The organism is Undibacterium sp. Tian12W (assembly GCF_049339405.1).
In the GTDB taxonomy this organism is placed as follows: domain Bacteria; phylum Pseudomonadota; class Gammaproteobacteria; order Burkholderiales; family Burkholderiaceae_D; genus Undibacterium.
Window position 1 is genome coordinate 93,135 of record NZ_JBMPPK010000002.1, and the last position, 16,812, is coordinate 109,946.

General features: G+C 52.1%; 11 protein-coding genes. 5 read left to right on the top strand and 6 right to left on the bottom strand.

Annotated elements, in window-relative coordinates:
• Position 1: 1 nt before the first annotated feature.
• From ACO0LI_RS02510 to ACO0LI_RS02525, 4 genes are all read right to left on the bottom strand, one after another.
• Positions 2 to 1,150, bottom strand: coding sequence for a HupE/UreJ family protein (locus ACO0LI_RS02510; protein WP_423030600.1), 1,149 nt, complete (start codon positions 1,148 to 1,150; stop codon positions 2 to 4).
• On the bottom strand, positions 1,147 to 2,340 hold the full coding sequence (locus tag ACO0LI_RS02515; RefSeq protein WP_423030602.1) for a tetratricopeptide repeat protein: 1,194 nt from the start codon (positions 2,338 to 2,340) through the stop codon (positions 1,147 to 1,149). The genes ACO0LI_RS02510 and ACO0LI_RS02515 overlap by 4 nt, the downstream gene beginning before the upstream one ends.
• Positions 2,341 to 2,433: 93 nt before the next feature.
• Positions 2,434 to 2,697, bottom strand: a complete 264-nt coding sequence (locus ACO0LI_RS02520) for a hypothetical protein (RefSeq protein ID WP_162044238.1) — start codon at positions 2,695 to 2,697, stop codon at positions 2,434 to 2,436.
• A 40-nt stretch (positions 2,698 to 2,737) separates the two neighbouring features.
• Positions 2,738 to 4,240 carry a DUF4331 domain-containing protein gene (locus ACO0LI_RS02525; RefSeq protein WP_423030604.1) on the bottom strand — a complete coding sequence of 501 codons (1,503 nt, stop codon included), beginning with the start codon at positions 4,238 to 4,240 and terminating at the stop codon, positions 2,738 to 2,740.
• Positions 4,241 to 4,539: 299 nt separating this feature from the next.
• Between ACO0LI_RS02525 and ACO0LI_RS02530 the strand changes: the two genes are divergently transcribed.
• A complete protein-coding gene (locus ACO0LI_RS02530) occupies positions 4,540 to 5,961 on the top strand; it encodes an RtcB family protein (RefSeq protein ID WP_423030606.1) in 1,422 nt (473 codons plus the stop codon).
• 67 nt (positions 5,962 to 6,028) lie between these two features.
• Here ACO0LI_RS02530 and ACO0LI_RS02535 read toward each other — a convergent pair whose 3' ends face one another.
• The gene (locus tag ACO0LI_RS02535) at positions 6,029 to 7,558 is read right to left on the bottom strand and encodes a peptide MFS transporter (protein WP_422952533.1); all 1,530 of its coding nucleotides are present in this window, start codon (positions 7,556 to 7,558) and stop codon (positions 6,029 to 6,031) included.
• Positions 7,559 to 8,368: 810 nt separating this feature from the next.
• On the opposite strand from ACO0LI_RS02535, the gene ACO0LI_RS02540 reads away from it, so the two are divergent.
• A complete protein-coding gene (locus ACO0LI_RS02540) occupies positions 8,369 to 8,767 on the top strand; it encodes a glutaredoxin family protein (protein ID WP_423030608.1) in 399 nt (132 codons plus the stop codon).
• Between the two features lie 82 nt (positions 8,768 to 8,849).
• Here the strand turns inward: ACO0LI_RS02540 and ACO0LI_RS02545 are convergent, their stop codons facing one another.
• Positions 8,850 to 10,808: a methyl-accepting chemotaxis protein gene (locus ACO0LI_RS02545; protein WP_423030610.1), complete on the bottom strand. Its 1,959-nt coding sequence runs from the start codon at positions 10,806 to 10,808 to the stop codon at positions 8,850 to 8,852.
• A 284-nt stretch (positions 10,809 to 11,092) separates the two neighbouring features.
• Here ACO0LI_RS02545 and ACO0LI_RS02550 point away from each other — a divergent pair, with 284 nt between their 5' ends.
• The 3 genes from ACO0LI_RS02550 to ACO0LI_RS02560 all read left to right on the top strand — a co-directional run bounded on the left by ACO0LI_RS02550 (position 11,093) and on the right by ACO0LI_RS02560 (position 16,485).
• Positions 11,093 to 12,415, top strand: coding sequence for a M16 family metallopeptidase (locus ACO0LI_RS02550; RefSeq protein ID WP_423030612.1), 1,323 nt, complete (start codon positions 11,093 to 11,095; stop codon positions 12,413 to 12,415).
• A 1-nt stretch (position 12,416) separates the two neighbouring features.
• Positions 12,417 to 13,844 carry a M16 family metallopeptidase gene (locus ACO0LI_RS02555; protein WP_423030614.1) on the top strand — a complete coding sequence of 476 codons (1,428 nt, stop codon included), beginning with the start codon at positions 12,417 to 12,419 and terminating at the stop codon, positions 13,842 to 13,844.
• A 178-nt stretch (positions 13,845 to 14,022) separates the two neighbouring features.
• On the top strand, positions 14,023 to 16,485 hold the full coding sequence (locus tag ACO0LI_RS02560; protein WP_423030616.1) for a prolyl oligopeptidase family serine peptidase: 2,463 nt from the start codon (positions 14,023 to 14,025) through the stop codon (positions 16,483 to 16,485).
• Positions 16,486 to 16,812 lie beyond the last annotated feature (327 nt).

Below are 16,812 nucleotides of genomic sequence, written 5' to 3' on the forward strand. Positions count from 1 at the left end.
GCTACGATGAAATCAGACGCATGTTGAAGGCGCGTTCGATGAACCACAGCAGCGCAATCAGGATGATCAGCACTGAACCCACCTGCACGATGGCACGCTGATACAGCCAGTGGCGGCGCAGCAGATAAGCCAGGGGTAAAAAGCCTGCAACGATGGTCAATTGCCCTATTTCCACGCCCAGGTTAAACCCGACCAATGCCAGCATCAAAGCCGATTGCGGCAAGCCAAGGTCGGCCAGCACGCTGGCAAAACCAAAGCCGTGGATAAGACCAAAAGTAAACGCCACCAGCCAGCGCCTGCCCTGGAACAGCGGGAACAAATTATTCAGCGCTGCCAGAATCACAGATGCGGCAATCGCAGATTCCACCAGCCGTGACGGCAATGCCAGTACATTCAGCGCAGCCAGTGTCAGGGTAATCGAATGGGCAACAGTAAATGCCGTGACTATTTTCAAGACATCGATGGCGGCTGCTTTAAAGCTGCTGGCAGCTTGCCATTTACCTGCTTTCAGCACCAGTACGGCAGGTAGTAACAAGGACAGTAAAAACAGGATGTGATCAAAACCTATCCAGATATGCCAGATACCATGAAAAATATAATCGCTGAATTGCTGCCACTTGTTGACCTCGGCCACGACAAATTCCTGGCTGGCCTGTTCGGGGCTAAAGATGGCGGTGCTTGTTGCATCTTTCTTGTTCACCAGACGCAGCAAGCCCTTGTGTTGGGTATCCAGGTCAAAAAATAGCTGGTACTGCACTTTGATTTTTTCAGCATTGCAGGTGCTGTCGAACATCAATACGGTGTAGGCACCATCGCTATGCTGGTCTATCAATTGTTGCCCGGCAGTCAGCGGGCATGGCTTGTCGCCTGCCGTAATCTTCAACCGCGCCAGTGCATAGGCGGCGATGTCGGCATGCTTGCTGCTTACTTCATCCCAGGTCAGCTCGCCATTGCCGTCTTCATCCAGGCCTATGGCAAAGTCGAGGTCGCGCAAGGCGATATCCCATTGACCATGGATACCAGTCTGGTCGGTACGCAGGGTCAGGTAACTGTCACTGGGCTTATGGGCATGGGCAGGCAAGCTGAACATACTGAACAGCAGTGCCAGAATAAAACTGCGTATAAGCAAGCGCCTGGTGATGAATGTCATGAGTTGGCTCCCAGTCTGGCGAGCACAGGTTTGAGCGTCAGGTCTTGCAGTTTATTTTGCTTCAGCCATGCCAATGCTGGGGCGGCGGCCGGGGGTTCATGTGCAGCGGCGGCTTCCAGCAAGATGCGCAAATCTGCGGTTTCTTTTTGTATGGCCCAGTTCAGTTGCGCCAGTTTCAAGGCGATGGCCGGGTGGTTTTTCAAATGCAATTCATAGCGCGCCTGCTCGCGCTGGTGCACAGTGTCGCCGCGCAGCATGGCGGCTTCAAAACGCTGATCCAGCAAGACAATTTGTCCGGCAGCAAGTGGCGATTTTTGCGCTTGCAAGGCCAGCGCATAACGCAACAACAATGCATCGACCCTGGTTTTTTCTTTCAACAGCTTAACGACTTCAGCAGGTCTTTGCTGATCCAGTAAAAAGTCGGCATAAGAACCCAGCAGATAACTGTCTGGTGATGCCAGTGTCAGGGCTGACTGGTACCAGTCTTCTGCTGCTTTGGCGTCGCCCTGTCTGGCAGCCATTTCTGCCAGCAATGTCGTTACCCAGATTTTTGTCCCAGCATCGCTATCTGCATTTTTTTCATATTTTTTATAGGCTGTAGCAAGTGTCGCATAACTGTTAGCAGTGTCACCATTGAGACTGCCGACATTATGCAAACAAGTCAAGGTGACCAGTTCAGGTGCGAGGGGGTACAGGTGCGTGCAACTGGCTTTGGCCTGGGCAAACTGGCCCTGTACTTGCAAGATAGTGGCGCGTGTCAGCCAGGCCTGGGCATTGTCCCTGTCCTGCTTCAAGACATTGTTCAGGTCGAGCAGGGCCTCAGGAAATTGATGTGTACTTTGCAGTATGGTGGCACGCAGTACCAGTACGCTGATGGGTGGATTTGGCAAACTCCACCAGGGTTTCAATACTGCCTGTGCATAGCCCAGATAACGCGGGTCACCGTCATTACGGGCAGCATTGATATAGGCTTGTGCCAGTTCGCCAGCAACGGCGGGGTTGTTTGGGTTTTCTGCCAGACGTTTGCGCAATTCGGCAAAGGCACGTTGCACCGGGTCTGTGCGCGATGGTAATTGTTCCAGCACCTGTTTGCCATTATTCGGAATAAATGGCGTTGCCTGCGCATCAAAGGCGAGGCTGACAAGGCTGAACATGATCAACAGCGCAGATAAAAAACGAGGCAGGTGCATATTTTTTGCATCTCAAAATTCATGGGCGGGCTCAGGACATACAGAAAATAACATGTCCTGAGCCCGCAACTTCAATTGACTACAATAATCTGTCTAGTTGACACTGACAGGTTCAGTTGCTTCTGGCGCTGTGACTACTGCTGCATCGATGGATTGTGGTTCTGCCGTATCCGCTGCACCGAACAGGTTCAGCACATATTGCGTGAAGGTATCGATGACCGTAGGTGTGGTCGTTCCCGTTCCGGTGCCAGTACCGGGAGTCGTGGTACTGGTTGCGGGGCTGGAGCTGCCGCCACAGCCCGCCAGCATGAGCGTCAGCAACGTGCCGGCGATCAGATAAGTATGTCTAGCTTTCATGATTACTCCTTGAGTATGGTATTCAATAAGACTGAGACGTTTAACGTTTCAGTGCGCCAGCCACAGGGGTTTTCAGGTAAGGGAAGGCATTGTCGATGAAGCTGCTGTCCAGATAGGCACCATCAGTAAAGTCGATGCTGCCGGCTGGTGCATCAGCTGGTACACAACCTATGCTGAGTATGCACAAACGACCCATGACCACACGTAAGGCGATATCCACCACGTCATCACCAGGGCGACGGCCATTAGGGAAACCAGCGCTGTCACCAGCGATGACACCCAGGCGGTTTTGCGTTGCACTGACCGGCGTGGTCGTATTCAGGCGCAACATTTCAGACGGTGTGACTGTTGCTGGCTGATTGACACCCTTGATACCGGTCAGGAAAGCAGCGACCAGATCATTACGCGGGAAGTTGGTTGGTGCCTTGACGCCAGCGCTGCCAAACAAGACTTCTACCAGTGCAGGCAGGGTAGGGTTGGTCACGTAGTTGATGAACTGTGCATCGCCACTAGGTTTGCTGTGGTTGAACTGATCCTTGTCCTTGAGGCCAATCACGACTTCATTCACCAGTGGCATACCCAGGCGTGATACCTGTGTCCATGCGCCGCCTTCTTTGGATGCCGACCCTGTGCTGCTTGGTGTCGGGTTGATCGCACGGCCCTGGCGCAAGCTGGCTGTCGTCCAGCCGCCGATGACGGCTTCCTTGCCATTGGTCAGGCAACTGGTCGGCACTTCCATTTCTATCGCAGTGATGTTCTTCATGGCGAGGTCGTCATGGCCGGCTTTTTCTGCATTTGGATCAAATGCAGTGGCAGGTGCCTTGATGTTGATCAAGTCAAAAGTTTCACCGAGGTTGACCACGAAGGGATCTTTACGCTGGCCGACAAACACTTTGCCCGGCGTCGTGCAACCAGGAATATTGACAGCAAACACATGCTTGGCAGCATAGCTGGCGTAGTCAGGTATCGACTTGTTACCGATGTAATCGACCGGTTTGTCAAAGGTGCTGGAACCAGTGGTGGCATTGGTCACGGCCTGACGGGTGCCAGTGCGGCGGTCACCTGTCACCATGGTGACAGTATAGGTTTCACGTACATTCAAACCAGCCGGGTTCACACCGTCAATGGCTCCGCCATTGATGACCAGCGGGATAGAAACTTTCTTGCCGCCAACAGTAAACTGCGCATCATTATTGGTATTGGTGAAGCGGAACTGGAAAGTCAGATGTTCTTTGCCATCACCGACATTGTCGATATGGATTTCATACAGCGCATCCGGGTCCATGGAGAAATAATTCGGGCCACCATAGGCATCTTGCAGAGGGGAGTAATTGGCAATCAGGGTAGTAAAGGCTGCGCGGTTGGCCTCATAGCTGCGGAACATATAAAAGTCGGCAGCATCGACTTTGGGGTGGCGCGTAATAAACGGTGCTTCGCGGTGGCTGGACGCCTGTGCTGGCAGCGAGGCGATGCCACTAAGGCTGCCTGCGGTGACCAGGGCGAGCAGGATTTTTTGATTGAACCTGGATGTTGCTTGTCTCATGACCAACTCCCTATTTTAAATAAGTGAAGTAAAAATGACCGTCGTTATTGTCAAAAAGTGCAACGGGTATTCTTGATACGCGGTCCTTCTGGTTTTGGATGCAAATTTTTTAAAGAAATTACACAATTAGTTTTTGTGGGATTTGTGGTCAAATTTTTCTTAAAAACTTAAACAAGAAATTTGCGCATTTTGTAAACATCGCTATACTTAATGACTCTTCCTCTTGGCGCTGCTGCTAGAGGTACAAATGCCCCCGAATCGCCGGAGGCGCACCTGTACTTCAAATTTTGGTAGCAGTCATGACTTCTAATTCTCGTATTCCTCATCCTCGCGTTTCTATATCTCGTTTGCAATCTGCCCTGCAAAAACAGGGTATCCATGTTGAACATGCCAATGGTATTTTTCAGCTTCATCATGAACATGCACAGGCCACTGTCTTATTGCCTGATAGCCTTCCGCTGGAAGAAAAGGCCGTAAAGCAATTAATGGCGTTTGCCGCCGTCAAATCTGCCGATGGTCATCATGCGGTCTGCAAAGCATGCGCGACGCCTGACTTTCATCCTGGCAGTATTGCGCCAGTGGGTTCCATCGTTGCCACCGATGCTGGCTTTGTGATCCCCGCAGCGATAGGCACTGACATCAATTGCGGCATGCGCTTATTAACTACAGGCTTTAATTTATCCCAGGCAAACCAGCACAAGCCTGCATTGATACGCCAGTTGCAACGTGTCTTGCTGGAAAATGGCCGGGATGTGCCTGCCCATGCCAAGGCCTTTGCTGCACTCAGTGATGTGGGCCCATCGGCTTTTCTGGACAGCTTGCCAGACAGCGGCATCTGGGCTACAGCCGACCGCGACCGTCTGCAACAAGAACTTGCTGCCTGCATAGGCTTGCAGGAATTTGGTGGAGCCAGCCGCTATGCGCCGGAAGCCTGGTTCAATCGCGATGGCATCGTGCGCGACCCCAGCCTGGGTACGCCAGGCGGTGGTAATCACTTTGTCGAGTTGCAGATCGTCGATGCCGTCTTTGACCGTCACCTCGCTTATCGCGCCGGTCTGGCCAAGGACGATATCGTCGTCATGATACATAGCGGTTCTCGCGATGTCGGTTTCTATGTAGGCCAGCGCTGGATGGACAGGGCCAGGGCCGAATGGCCTGCTGGCCTCAAGCATCCTGAGTCGGCTTTGTATGGTCTCAGTGGTGATTTGGCAGAGGAATACCTGCAAGCCATGGGCGTGGCAGCCCGCTATGCCTGGGCCAATCGCATGGTGCTGGCAGAACTGGTCAGACAGCAATTACAAGCTGTGTTGGGTGAGGCCAAATCATCCCTCGTTGTCGATGTGCCGCACAATGTCATCTTGCGTGAGCACGGCATGAACATCCACAGGAAGGGCGCAACTCCGGCGAGGGATGGTGACCTGGCCCTGATACCTGGTTCCATGGGCGATGCCAGTTACCTGGTAGAAGGATTGGGCAATCCTGACTGGTTATGGTCATGCAGCCATGGTGCAGGCCGTCGCGTGCGCAGGCAGGATGTGCGACGCCTGCGTCATGACAACAGCGATGCGAGTTGGCAATGCGTGACCCTGCGTGAAGAGCGCAAGGTGGAAGAAGCACCGCAAGCCTATAAACCCATAGGCCCGGTGATAGAAGCGCAAGAAACCGCAGGCCTGATCAAGGCCGCAGTCAGGCTCAAGCCCTGGGTGACATTCAAGGCGTAAATAGCATGAGCAAAAAAATCCCCGCGCAATATAAATTGGGCGGGGATTTTTTTATGCAGCGAACAGCTTAGTGGATACCGTGCATTTTTCTTGCCATCCACTTATTCAGCAGCATCAGGATGCCGCCAGCCACGATAGGGATAATCGTGAATATCAGGAAGAACACAGACAATGAATATTCCTTCGAGATTTCATCGATATAACTGCCGCTGTAACCAGCCAGTTTATTGGCAATCGCAGTGTTCAGGAACCACACGCCAAACATCAGGCCCAGCAAACGTGGTGGTGCCAGTTTACTGATGTAAGACAGGCCGACCGGAGAAATGCACAGCTCGCCCATGGTATGGAAAAAGTAAGCAGCGATCAGGAAAATCATGCTGACGCCTGCAGTTTTTGCACCTGCGGGGATACTGGCAGAACCATAAGACAGGGCAGCAAAACCCAGGCCCAGCAAGATCAGGCCAACGCCAAATTTGATCGGGCCGCTAGGGTTCCAGTGTTTTTCCCACATCTTGGAAAACATCGGTGCCAGGATCACCAGGAAGAAAGAATTCAATACACCGAACCAGGTAGCAGGCACGCTGGACTGGTCAAGCGAGAATTCACGTTGCAACATCCAGATCACCAGTGCCCAGATCAGGCCTATGCAAAGTACCAGCAAGGCATTCGACAACAGGTAGCGTTTTGCTGTGCCCGCGAATAATTTGATCAGCAACCATGACAAAATCATGGTCGGGATGATGGTCATCAGACTATTGACGATCTTGAATGCCAGGCCGCTGGTGCCGACCAGGGTACGGTCAGTATAGTCAGCTGCAAAAATCGTCATTGATCCACCGGCCTGCTCGAAAGCAAACCAAAAGAAAATCGTGAAGAAAGAGAATACGCAAATAGCCAGCAGGCGGTCGGCAACAATATGTGGTGCGGCTTCTTCAACTGCGACGACTTCGGTGGTTTGCTGGGATTTTGCCAGGCCGATATCACCAAAGATACCCTGACCAAAATAGAACTGGATTGCACCCAAAATCATGAAGGCACCAGCCAGACCAAAGCCCATCGGCCAGGAGATATTTTCGCCTATATAACCGCACAACAGGATGCCGAAGAAAGCGCCAGAGTTCACACCCATGTAGAACAGGGTATAACCGCCGTCACGACCGCCTTCATTATCCTTGGTATACAGCTGCCCAACGATGGCAGAGATATTTGGTTTGAACAAACCTGTACCTGCAACGACCAGACCCAGGCCGGTATAGAACATGGCTGGGGTGTCAAACAACAAACACGCATGTCCGGCGGCGATGATGAAGCCACCCAGTACGACAGAGCGACGGCTGCCCAGTATCTTGTCGGCGATATAGCCACCGAGGATAGGGGTCAGATAGACCAGGCCGGTATACCAGCCATACAAGGCTGTTGCATCAGCGCGGCTCCAGCCCCAGCCGCCTTTGGCTGCCGTAGTAACCAGAAACAGCACGAGCAAGGCGCGCATGCCGTAATAAGAAAACCGTTCCCACATCTCTGTAAAGAACAGGACGAACAAGCTATCCGGATGTCCCAGAATAGTGTGTGCACCTGGCGTTTGAATTTGGTTCAAAGTGCTCTCCAATAATTATTTTGTATAAAAGTCGCAGCTGGCCGCAAAATTTTTTTCAATGCGTGCCTGGAAATGATATGAATTGAGTCAATTCGGCGCGTAGCTTACCACGACAAAAACCTCATATAAAAAGACATATGCTGCATTGCAGCAAAAACTGCTACGCCTATTTCCCATGAATGCTTAACAGGTGCTTTAGTGGAGTTGCAGATATTTCACCTATGAAGCAGACGTTTTTTGCAAAAAAATAAGTAATAAAAAAGCAAATTTTCTGTGCAGGTGCAATAGTTAAATACTGTTAATCCAAATATATTTGATGATATTATTTTGTCGAATTAGTAATTTACAAAAAAGCATGAACCAGCTACGGAAGACAAAATCTGTGAACTTGCTGGCAGACGGGATTTGTTCAGGTTTTGTTCAGGTTTAAAAAACCGGCATTTGATCTGGGGGCGAATGTTACGGGGTTGTTCTGTTTCCCCATCACTCAATAAATCAGGAGAATTCGATGTTCAAATCAACAACGAAGAAATTAATTGCACTTGCATTGGCAATTGGCTGCAGCGCTGCGTTTGCTTACCCTCCTCCATTCTATTTCTGCAATAAAGAATGCATACAGCAAGCTCCGCGTGGCTCTGCTGAATACAATGAATGCATGGCAGATTGCCTGGCTGGTTATCCAGATTAATTTGCGATAAAAAGCGGGGGCAATAAGTGCCGCCCGCTGATATTGCTGAGCATGGTGATCAGCTTCAAGCTGTTCACCATCTCTTGCAAAAATCTTTTTAACTGGTTGTTGAGGGATGCAGCATGAAAGCAACGAAGACGAAATTGACCTATGCAGTAATCATCGCGATAGGCCTGCTTATTGGTTATGTAGCGCCACGTCTGCCGATGTTGTTGAAACCTGCCTATCAGGAGGCGGATTATTCAGCTCACTTTCAAAATACCAACAGCAAAGTTGTCATGTACGGCACTGCCAGTTGCAGCTTCTGCAAAAAGACGCGGGCCTATTTTGATAAAAACAAAGTGGCATTCACGGACCTGGATGTAGAAAAATCCCCTGCTGCCGCAGCCAGACATGCAGAACTCGGTGGCGAAGGTGTACCCGTCATCATCATAGGCAAGCGTATGATACGAGGTTACCAGCCCGAAGTATTTGCAGAAGCTTTGCAGGCCATGGAAAAGACACAGACTGCTGCAAAGTGATTTAATGCAGACGGTACCGATAAAAAATGGACATCAACACGGGGTCTGATGTCCATTTATATGTGCCGCAAATTTTAGAGAGTCAGCTCACTTTAAATACCAGCAATGCCTGCCACAATTTTTGCGCTTCTTCTTTCAGAGAAGCTGCGGCTGCCGCAGACTCTTCCACCAGTGCCGCATTTTGCTGGGTAGTCTGGTCCATCAAACCTATCTCGTTCGTGATCTGGGCGATGCCATGGCTTTGCTCGGCAGAAGCACTCGAGATTTCATTGAGTATCGTTGACAAGCCTTCAACTGACGCCAGTATCTCGGTCATGGTCTTGCCTGCATGACCCACCACCTCGGAACCCATATCGACTTTGGCGATCGAGGTTTCTATCAGTGACTTGATTTCTTTCGAAGCGATGGCGCTGCGCTGGGCCAGGTTGCGTACTTCTGACGCGACCACGGCGAAGCCCCTGCCCTGTTCACCTGCCCTGGCCGCCTCGACAGCCGCATTCAGCGCCAGGATATTAGTCTGGAAGGCGATGCCCTCAATGGCGGCGATGATGTCAAACATCTTCTTCGATTCAGCCGAGATGCCCGCCATGGTATTGACCACTTTATCTACCTGGGTGCTGCCGCGTTGCGCAGTCTGCGCTGCCGAGACGGCGAGCTGGCGCGCCTGCTCGGCATTGCCGGCATTTTGCCTGACAGTCTGGTTCAGGCTTTCCACGCTATTGGCAGTTTGTGCGAGGGATGAAGCCTGGTTCTCTGTCCTTTGCGACAGATCGATATTGCCCATGGCGATTTCACCCGATGCATTCGAGACAAACTCGCTACTGTCGCGTATATGCGTGACCATGGACGTCAGTTGTTGTTGCATGCCTTGCAGGGCATATAGCATGCTACTATCGTCGCCGGGTTTTAATGTCACCACCGTGGTCAGGTCTCCTTCAGCCACACTCCTGGCAATCTTGACGGCCACATCCGGTTCTCCACCCAGCGGCGCAATGACCAGCCTGTTAATCACAAATGTCAGGATGGCAGATACTACCAGCACACTGAAGATACCGATCAGGATGGCGGTATTGCGCAGGTAATGCACGTCCGCCAGGATTTTGTTTTCAGGCACGCTGATGACGAAAGACCATGGCGTTGTGGTTGCCCCTATCTGTATCGGCACATAGATGCGGTTCACTGTAGTTTGCATACCGCTGTGCTCCAGCGTATCGCTATAAGTCTGGCCGGCCTTGATGGCTGCCCTGGCTGCTTTTGCAGCGGCGCTGTCACCGATATTTTTTCCGACGTTTTTTGCATCGGCATCACCGATATAGATGCCGTTATTGGATATCAGGCTGGCATAGCCGGTTTCATAAGGGTGGATTTTGCTGACATCTTCCTGGAAACCCGCTACCGGCAAATCCACCGTCACCGCGCCTATGACCTGGCCCTTGGCCTTGACCGGGACGGTGACCGTGGTCATGAATACATCCTTGCCAGCGATCTTGTACATATAGGGTTCGAGCAAGACTTCATTGCCGCTTTTCCTGGCCAACAGATAATAGTCTCCGGCGCCTTCTTTCTCATAATCAGTCAGGGCTTCGACCTGGGTTTTGCCGCTGCCACGATTCCAGTAGGGCAGGTAGCGGCCAGTAGCATCATGGCCTTCCTTGCCAGCGTATTCGCTATCTTTGCCATCGAAGGCATTGACTTCCCAAATCGTGCCTACGCCAGTAAATTCAGGGTGGCCTTCCAGCACGCTTTTCAATAACAGATCAGCATTGGCGCGGTCTGCCTTGCCGCTGGCCTGCATGGCAGCCAGTTCAAACGCCAGGCTGCGTGCTGCATGCAAAGCCAGGTTGATGCGCTCTGCCACCTTGCCTGCATTATTGATGGCAAGTTGTCTGGCGTATTGCTGGGCAGATTCCTGTTGCATGCTACCAGCTTGCTTGGTCAGCAGGCTGATGGTCACGGTAAAACCGGCCAGCACCATGGCCAATACAGCGAAGAGCATTTTTGCCCGCAAACCAAAGCGGGCCGGGGATGTCGTTAATGTCATGATACTGAGCCTTGCTTGTATTTTCTGTGCAGAAATGTCTGCAATGATGTGAATGATATGACGGATTAAGGCAATCTTGCCGCCGCATTCAATATACAAATGAGAACAGTGATTATTTGCAACGATTTTGCTTGCCAGTATGACAAATTAGGGTAAATATCAGCAGTCTTTATATATCCAGAATATTTTTGACCAGAACTAGAGGCGGTATTAACTGTCATAGTTTTGCGATCAGCACCCGCAATCATTAAATAAACAAATAAGCATACAAGGGAGAAAATGCAATGAAGTGGAAAACCATGGCTGCCGTTGGCGGTCTGTATCTGGGCATGATGGCGGGGACGGCGCAGGCCGTTACAGTCGAGCAGGTGAAAACCTTTACCCTGCCAAATGGCATGAAATTCCTGGTGCTGGAAAACAGCACGATACCGAATGCGAACATGTATACCTACTGGAAAGTCGGTTCGCGTAATGAAGTACCGGGCATCACCGGTCTCTCGCATTTCTTTGAACACATGATGTTCAATGGCTCCAAGAAATTCGGCCCCAAGCAATTTGACCGCACCATGGAAGCCAATGGCGGTGCCAATAATGCCTATACCAGCAATGACCTGACGGTTTACCAGGACTGGTTCCCGGCCACTGCGCTGCCTATCATTTTTGATTTGGAAAGCGATCGTATCGCCAATCTCAGCATAGACCCAAAAATGGTCGAGAGCGAGCGCGGCGTGGTCTTGTCAGAGCGCAGTACTGGTCTGGAAAACTCCAATCTGCGCGCCCTGTGGGGTGAGGTCTATGCATCTGCATTCCGTGCACATCCCTATTCCATTCCGACTATAGGCCATGAATCCGACATCAAGGCCTGGACGCAAGATGATTTGCAGCGTTATTTCAATGTCTATTATTCGCCGAATAATGCGGTGTCCGTCATCGTTGGTGATGTCAAGGCCGCAGAAGTAAAACGCCTGGCCGAGCAATATTTTGCCAATGTCCCGCAACGTGCGCTGCCACCAGTGGTGCGTACGGTAGAGCCAGAGCAAAAAGGTGAGCGCCGGGTATTCGTGCGCAAGGAATCTGCGACTGCTGCCAATCTCATGGTCTCATACAAGATGCCAGCGACCAGCAACCCCGACTACTATGCACTGAGCGTCATCGCCAGCATACTCACCGATGGCAAGACTTCACGCATGTATCAGGCCCTGGTGGATCAGCGTCTGGCAACCCAGGTCGGTGCCGATCATGGCAAGAATTTTGACCCCGGCCTGTTCAATTTCTTTGCCGTTGCTGCCAACAAGGTACCTGCCGCCAAGGTTGAGGCTGCCTTGCTGGCCGAGATAGACAAGCTGGTCAAGGATGGTGTCACCGCAGATGAATTGCAAAAAGTGAAAAACCAGAAGCTTCTGAATTTCTATCGCACCCAGGAAACCATCAATGGCAAGGCAGCCCAACTGGGTGAATATGAAATGTTCTTTGGCGATTACAAAAAATTGTTCGATGCACCGGATGCCTATCGCAAACTGACTCCTGCCGATATCCAGAGCGTTGCTGCCAAATACTTTAAAAAATCACAAAGAACAGTAGGCGTACTCGCCGCTGTGGAGGAATAAGATGATGACTCAGAAAATGATCAGTAAGAAAATTCTGGCCTGCAGTTTGGTCGGGCTGGCCAGCCTGAGCTTGCTGGCTGCAAATAGCCAGGCTGCCGAATTCCGTCTGCCTGCCTTTGAAACCACCAAACTGCCTAATGGTCTGACCGTGTATCTGATGGAGCGCCATGATGTGCCCCTGATTGCCGTGCGTGCCGTCGTCAAGGCCGGTGCCGTCAGTGATGCGGACAAAGCAGGTCTGGCCAACCTGACTGGCGATGCCTTGTTATTAGGCAGCAGCAAGTTTGATAAAAAGACCCTGGACCAGAGCTTTGATTTCCGCGGTGGACGCATAGCCAGCAGCACTTCTACAGAATCGACTTCCCTGAACGCTGATTTTGCCAGCGCCGATGTGGATGTACTCTTGCCCATCTTTGCTGACGCGGTATTGCACCCCTCATTTGAAGCAGAAGAATTTGGCAAGCTGCGTTCACGCACTGTAGATGGTCTGAAGCAAGCCAAAGAAAGCCCGCGCAATGTCGTGCAAACCTATTACCGCAGTATGTTGTTCGGGAATGGCGCTTATGCCAATCCCGTCACCGGCACGGTCAACAGCGTGACAGCGCTGCAGGTTCAGGATGCCAAAAAATTCCATGCAAGTTATTACCGGCCAGAAAATGCCGCCCTGGTGATCGTCGGTGACTTCAAGCCCAGCGCCATGCGCGCCCAGTTGGCCAGCTTGTTCGGTGCATGGAAAGCCACCACTGCCGTACCTGCAACTGCCGCCAACGGCAAGGTCGAGGCAGACAAGGCCCGCGTCTGGCTGGTCAACAAGTCAGACGCGGTTGAAACCACCTTCCTGTTCGGTGGCAAGGGCATAGCACGCAATGACCCTGACTATGTCCCGCTGCAAGTCATCAATACCATTTTGGGTGGGCGTTTTACTTCCTGGCTCAATGATGAATTGCGTGTCAATTCTGGCCTGACCTATGGCGCGGGCAGTAGTTTCAGCCCGCTGGCCGAAACAGGCAGCTTTGCTGTTTCCAGTTTTACTGCCACCCCCAAGACCGAGGCCGCACTGGCACTCGCAGCCAAGACTTACCAGCGCCTGTGGGACAAGGGCATCGATGCAGCGACCCTGGAATCAGCCAAGGCCTATGTCAAAGGGCAGTTCCCGCCACGTTTTGAAACCAACCAGCAACTCTCAGGCTTGCTGGCTGACATGTTTGTTGCCAAGGTAGGGCGTGAACAAATTGATCACTTCATGCGCGACGTGGATGGCCTCAACGTAGAGAAAGCCAAACAACTGGTCGATAAACACTTCCCACGCGATAAGCTGCAAATGGTCTTGATAGGCAAGGCAGAAAGCATACGTGGCATTGCTGCCAATTATGGCGAAGTTACCGAACTCGACATTACTGGCAACGGCTTTGCACCCGGCGCAAAATAAGTGATACGTCATCATGAGACTTTAACTAAGCTGTAAAAAGCCTGTAAAGCGCTTACAATGCAATAAAAAACTCCGCCCCTTAGTTGCAAATAAGGGGCGTTAGTTTTTTATAGGGCACAAAAAATTATCAAATTAGCCCTGAAATTATTGTCAAGTTGTACATCGGGATGCTCTGTTAATGATACGTATCAAACCCTTGTTCGTCGCCGCTGCACTCGCTCTGTCAGCGTCGGCAAGTTACCAGATCCAGGCTGGCAATGTAGCAGAGTCCGGCTACCAGCTGCCACCGGCAGAATTACAGGCTGTCGTCGATGCACCCAGGGGGCCACTGTTCCGCCTGGGGCCGCAACGCAAGACAGCATTGCTGCTGACCCTGCCTGGCCTGCCCGGTATTGCCGATGTCTCGCAGCCAGAGTTGCGCCTCGCGGGTTTGCGCATCAACCCACGTACCCGTGCCGCCAGCCATTTTGATTTTGGCAATGGCATGAGTTTGCTCGATGTCGCAACCGGTAAAGCGCGTGAAGTTAAAGGTTTGCCAGCCAAACTCAAGATCGCAGAAACTGCCTGGTCACCCGATGAACAGTGGCTGGCTTTCAGCCTGTGGGTAGATGGCGGTGTCGAATTGTGGTTGCTTGATATCAAAAAAGGCACGGCACGTCGCCTGATGGCCGACAAACTGAATGCCGTAACAGGCCCCGGTTTTTCCTGGATAGAAGGTTCAGAAAAAATACTGGTCAGGCTGACACCATTACATCAAAAGGAATTGCCACCCTTGCCTGCAGTGCCAGCAGGGCCGAATATGCAAGAGACCAAAGGTGGCAAGGCGCTGCAAAACCGCATTTATCCCGACATGTTGAAGACAGCGCGGGATAGCGACACCCTCGACTGGTATTTGCAGACGCAACTCGGTATCGTCAACCTGAACGGCGAAGTGCGCCGTATCTCACGCCCCATGACCCTGATCAAGTCCCTGGCTTCACCGGATGGCAAGCTGATCCTGACCACGCAATTGCGCCGCCCCTACTCCACCATGCTGCCGGTAGATCGTTTTGGCCAGTTGATTGAGCTCTGGGATATCCAGGGCAAAAAAGTCAAGACCGTGGCTGAGCGCCCGCTACGTGAACGCATCCCCACAGGCAATGATGCCGTGCAGGCTGGCCCGCGTGATTTTGGCTGGCGCACCGACAAACCTGCGACTCTGTACTGGCTGGAAGCGCAGGCGGGTGGCGACCCTGAAGTAAATAGCAAGATCCATGATGCCCTGTTCCAGCAGGCAGCCCCGTTTGACACTCCTGCACAAAAAATCATGGACCTCGGCTGGCGTTTTGGCAATGTGCAGTGGGGCAATGATTATCTTGCTGTGGTCACCGAGAACTGGGGCAAGACCCGCGATACCCGCACCTGGCGCATACAGCCAGGCGTGCCGGACAGCAAGCCTGAGCTCATGTTTGCCCGCAAGTCAGAAGACCAGTACAGCAATCCTGGCAACCCGGTCATGACCCAGAATGCCCAGGGCCGCCTGGTCTTGCGCATCAGCCCTGACGGCAAGGCCATCTTCTTTACCGGCACGGGTGCCAGTGCCGAGGGTGACCGGCCCTTCCTCGATAAATTTGACCTGACCAATAAACAGATCACCCGTCTGTGGCGCTCACAAGCTCCTTATTATGAAGAGATACTGGCATTGCTGAATGACAAGGGCAACAGCTTTATCACCAGCCGTGAGTCAGTCGAAGAAAGGCCGAATTTCTATTTCTATGACTTGCAGGCCAGTGCGGCACCGCGCGCGCTGACGCAATTCCCGCACCCCATGCCGCAGTTCAAGGGTATCAAGAAACAGCAAATCCGTTATGAACGTGAAGATGGGGTAGATCTGACCGCCACCCTGTACCTGCCACCTGGCTATGATCCCAAGCGTGATGGTCCGCGCCCTGTGCTGATGTGGGCTTACCCACGTGAATTCAAATCGGCAGAAGCGGCCGGGCAGGTGATAGGGTCACAATACAAGTTCAACCGCATTTCCTATAACGGCCCGCTACCCATGCTGGCCCGTGGCTATGTCGTGCTGGATGGGCCTACCATGCCCATCATCGGTGAAGGCAAGAAAGAACCAAACGATACCTATCTTGAACAACTGAAGATGGATGCCGAAGCCGCCGTTGATGAAGTCGTGCGTCTGGGCGTGGGAGACCGCAACCGTATCGCCATCGGTGGTCATAGCTATGGCGCTTTCATGACCGCCAATTTGCTCGCGCACACGCGCTTTTTCCGCGCTGGGATTGCCCGTTCGGGTGCTTATAACCGCAGCCTGACCCCTTTTGGCTTTCAGTCCGAGGACAGGAATTACTGGAAAGCCAACAAGGTTTATCAGGAAATGTCGCCCTTCAATTTTGCCAACCAGTTCAAAGACCCCATCCTGTTCATCCATGGCGAGCAAGACAATAATTCTGGCACCTTCCCCATGCAAAGCGAACGCATGTATCAGGCCATACAGGGGCTGGGCGGGGCTACCAGGCTGTCGATGCTGCCAAATGAAAGCCACAGCTACCGCGCCCGCGAATCGATATTGCACATGCTGTGGGAACAGGACCGCTGGCTGGAGATGTATGTCAAGAATGCCAAACCGGATAGCACAAGAGATTAAGCGGACGGGGAAATAATGTAAAAGGCGGTAGATCAGAACTCATTTCATCAATAGGGGTGAGTGCGAACAAGGTGATTTGGGATGCAGTGCACGGCGCGGCCTCTTGCTAAGGCGTCCGCCTTAGCAAGAGCAAGGTAACAAACTGCGCGCAGCAATGCACCCAAATCGCCAGTTCCCGAAGGGTTTGTTTCATAAGCTGTGCTGGCGCGCAGGTGTTGACAATTTTCACGTTGCCATTTAGCAACACTCTTGACAGCCTCGTCCGCCTTACCAGCACAGGTTATGAGACAAACGCATCTCATTCCTATTGATGAAATGAGTTCTACA

What these genes read in the sequence shown, in the direction of transcription:
- ACO0LI_RS02510 (WP_423030600.1), bottom strand. Translation starts at nt 1,150, where the DNA reads ATGACATTCATCACCAGGCGCTTGCTTATACGCAGTTTTATTCTGGCA.
- ACO0LI_RS02515 (WP_423030602.1), bottom strand. Translation starts at nt 2,340, where the DNA reads ATGCACCTGCCTCGTTTTTTATCTGCGCTGTTGATCATGTTCAGCCTT.
- ACO0LI_RS02520 (WP_162044238.1), bottom strand. Translation starts at nt 2,697, where the DNA reads ATGAAAGCTAGACATACTTATCTGATCGCCGGCACGTTGCTGACGCTC.
- ACO0LI_RS02525 (WP_423030604.1), bottom strand. Translation starts at nt 4,240, where the DNA reads ATGAGACAAGCAACATCCAGGTTCAATCAAAAAATCCTGCTCGCCCTG.
- ACO0LI_RS02530 (WP_423030606.1), top strand. Translation starts at nt 4,540, where the DNA reads ATGACTTCTAATTCTCGTATTCCTCATCCTCGCGTTTCTATATCTCGT.
- ACO0LI_RS02540 (WP_423030608.1), top strand. Translation starts at nt 8,369, where the DNA reads ATGAAAGCAACGAAGACGAAATTGACCTATGCAGTAATCATCGCGATA.
- ACO0LI_RS02545 (WP_423030610.1), bottom strand. Translation starts at nt 10,808, where the DNA reads ATGACATTAACGACATCCCCGGCCCGCTTTGGTTTGCGGGCAAAAATG.
- ACO0LI_RS02550 (WP_423030612.1), top strand. Translation starts at nt 11,093, where the DNA reads ATGAAGTGGAAAACCATGGCTGCCGTTGGCGGTCTGTATCTGGGCATG.
- ACO0LI_RS02555 (WP_423030614.1), top strand. Translation starts at nt 12,417, where the DNA reads ATGATGACTCAGAAAATGATCAGTAAGAAAATTCTGGCCTGCAGTTTG.
- ACO0LI_RS02560 (WP_423030616.1), top strand. Translation starts at nt 14,023, where the DNA reads ATGATACGTATCAAACCCTTGTTCGTCGCCGCTGCACTCGCTCTGTCA.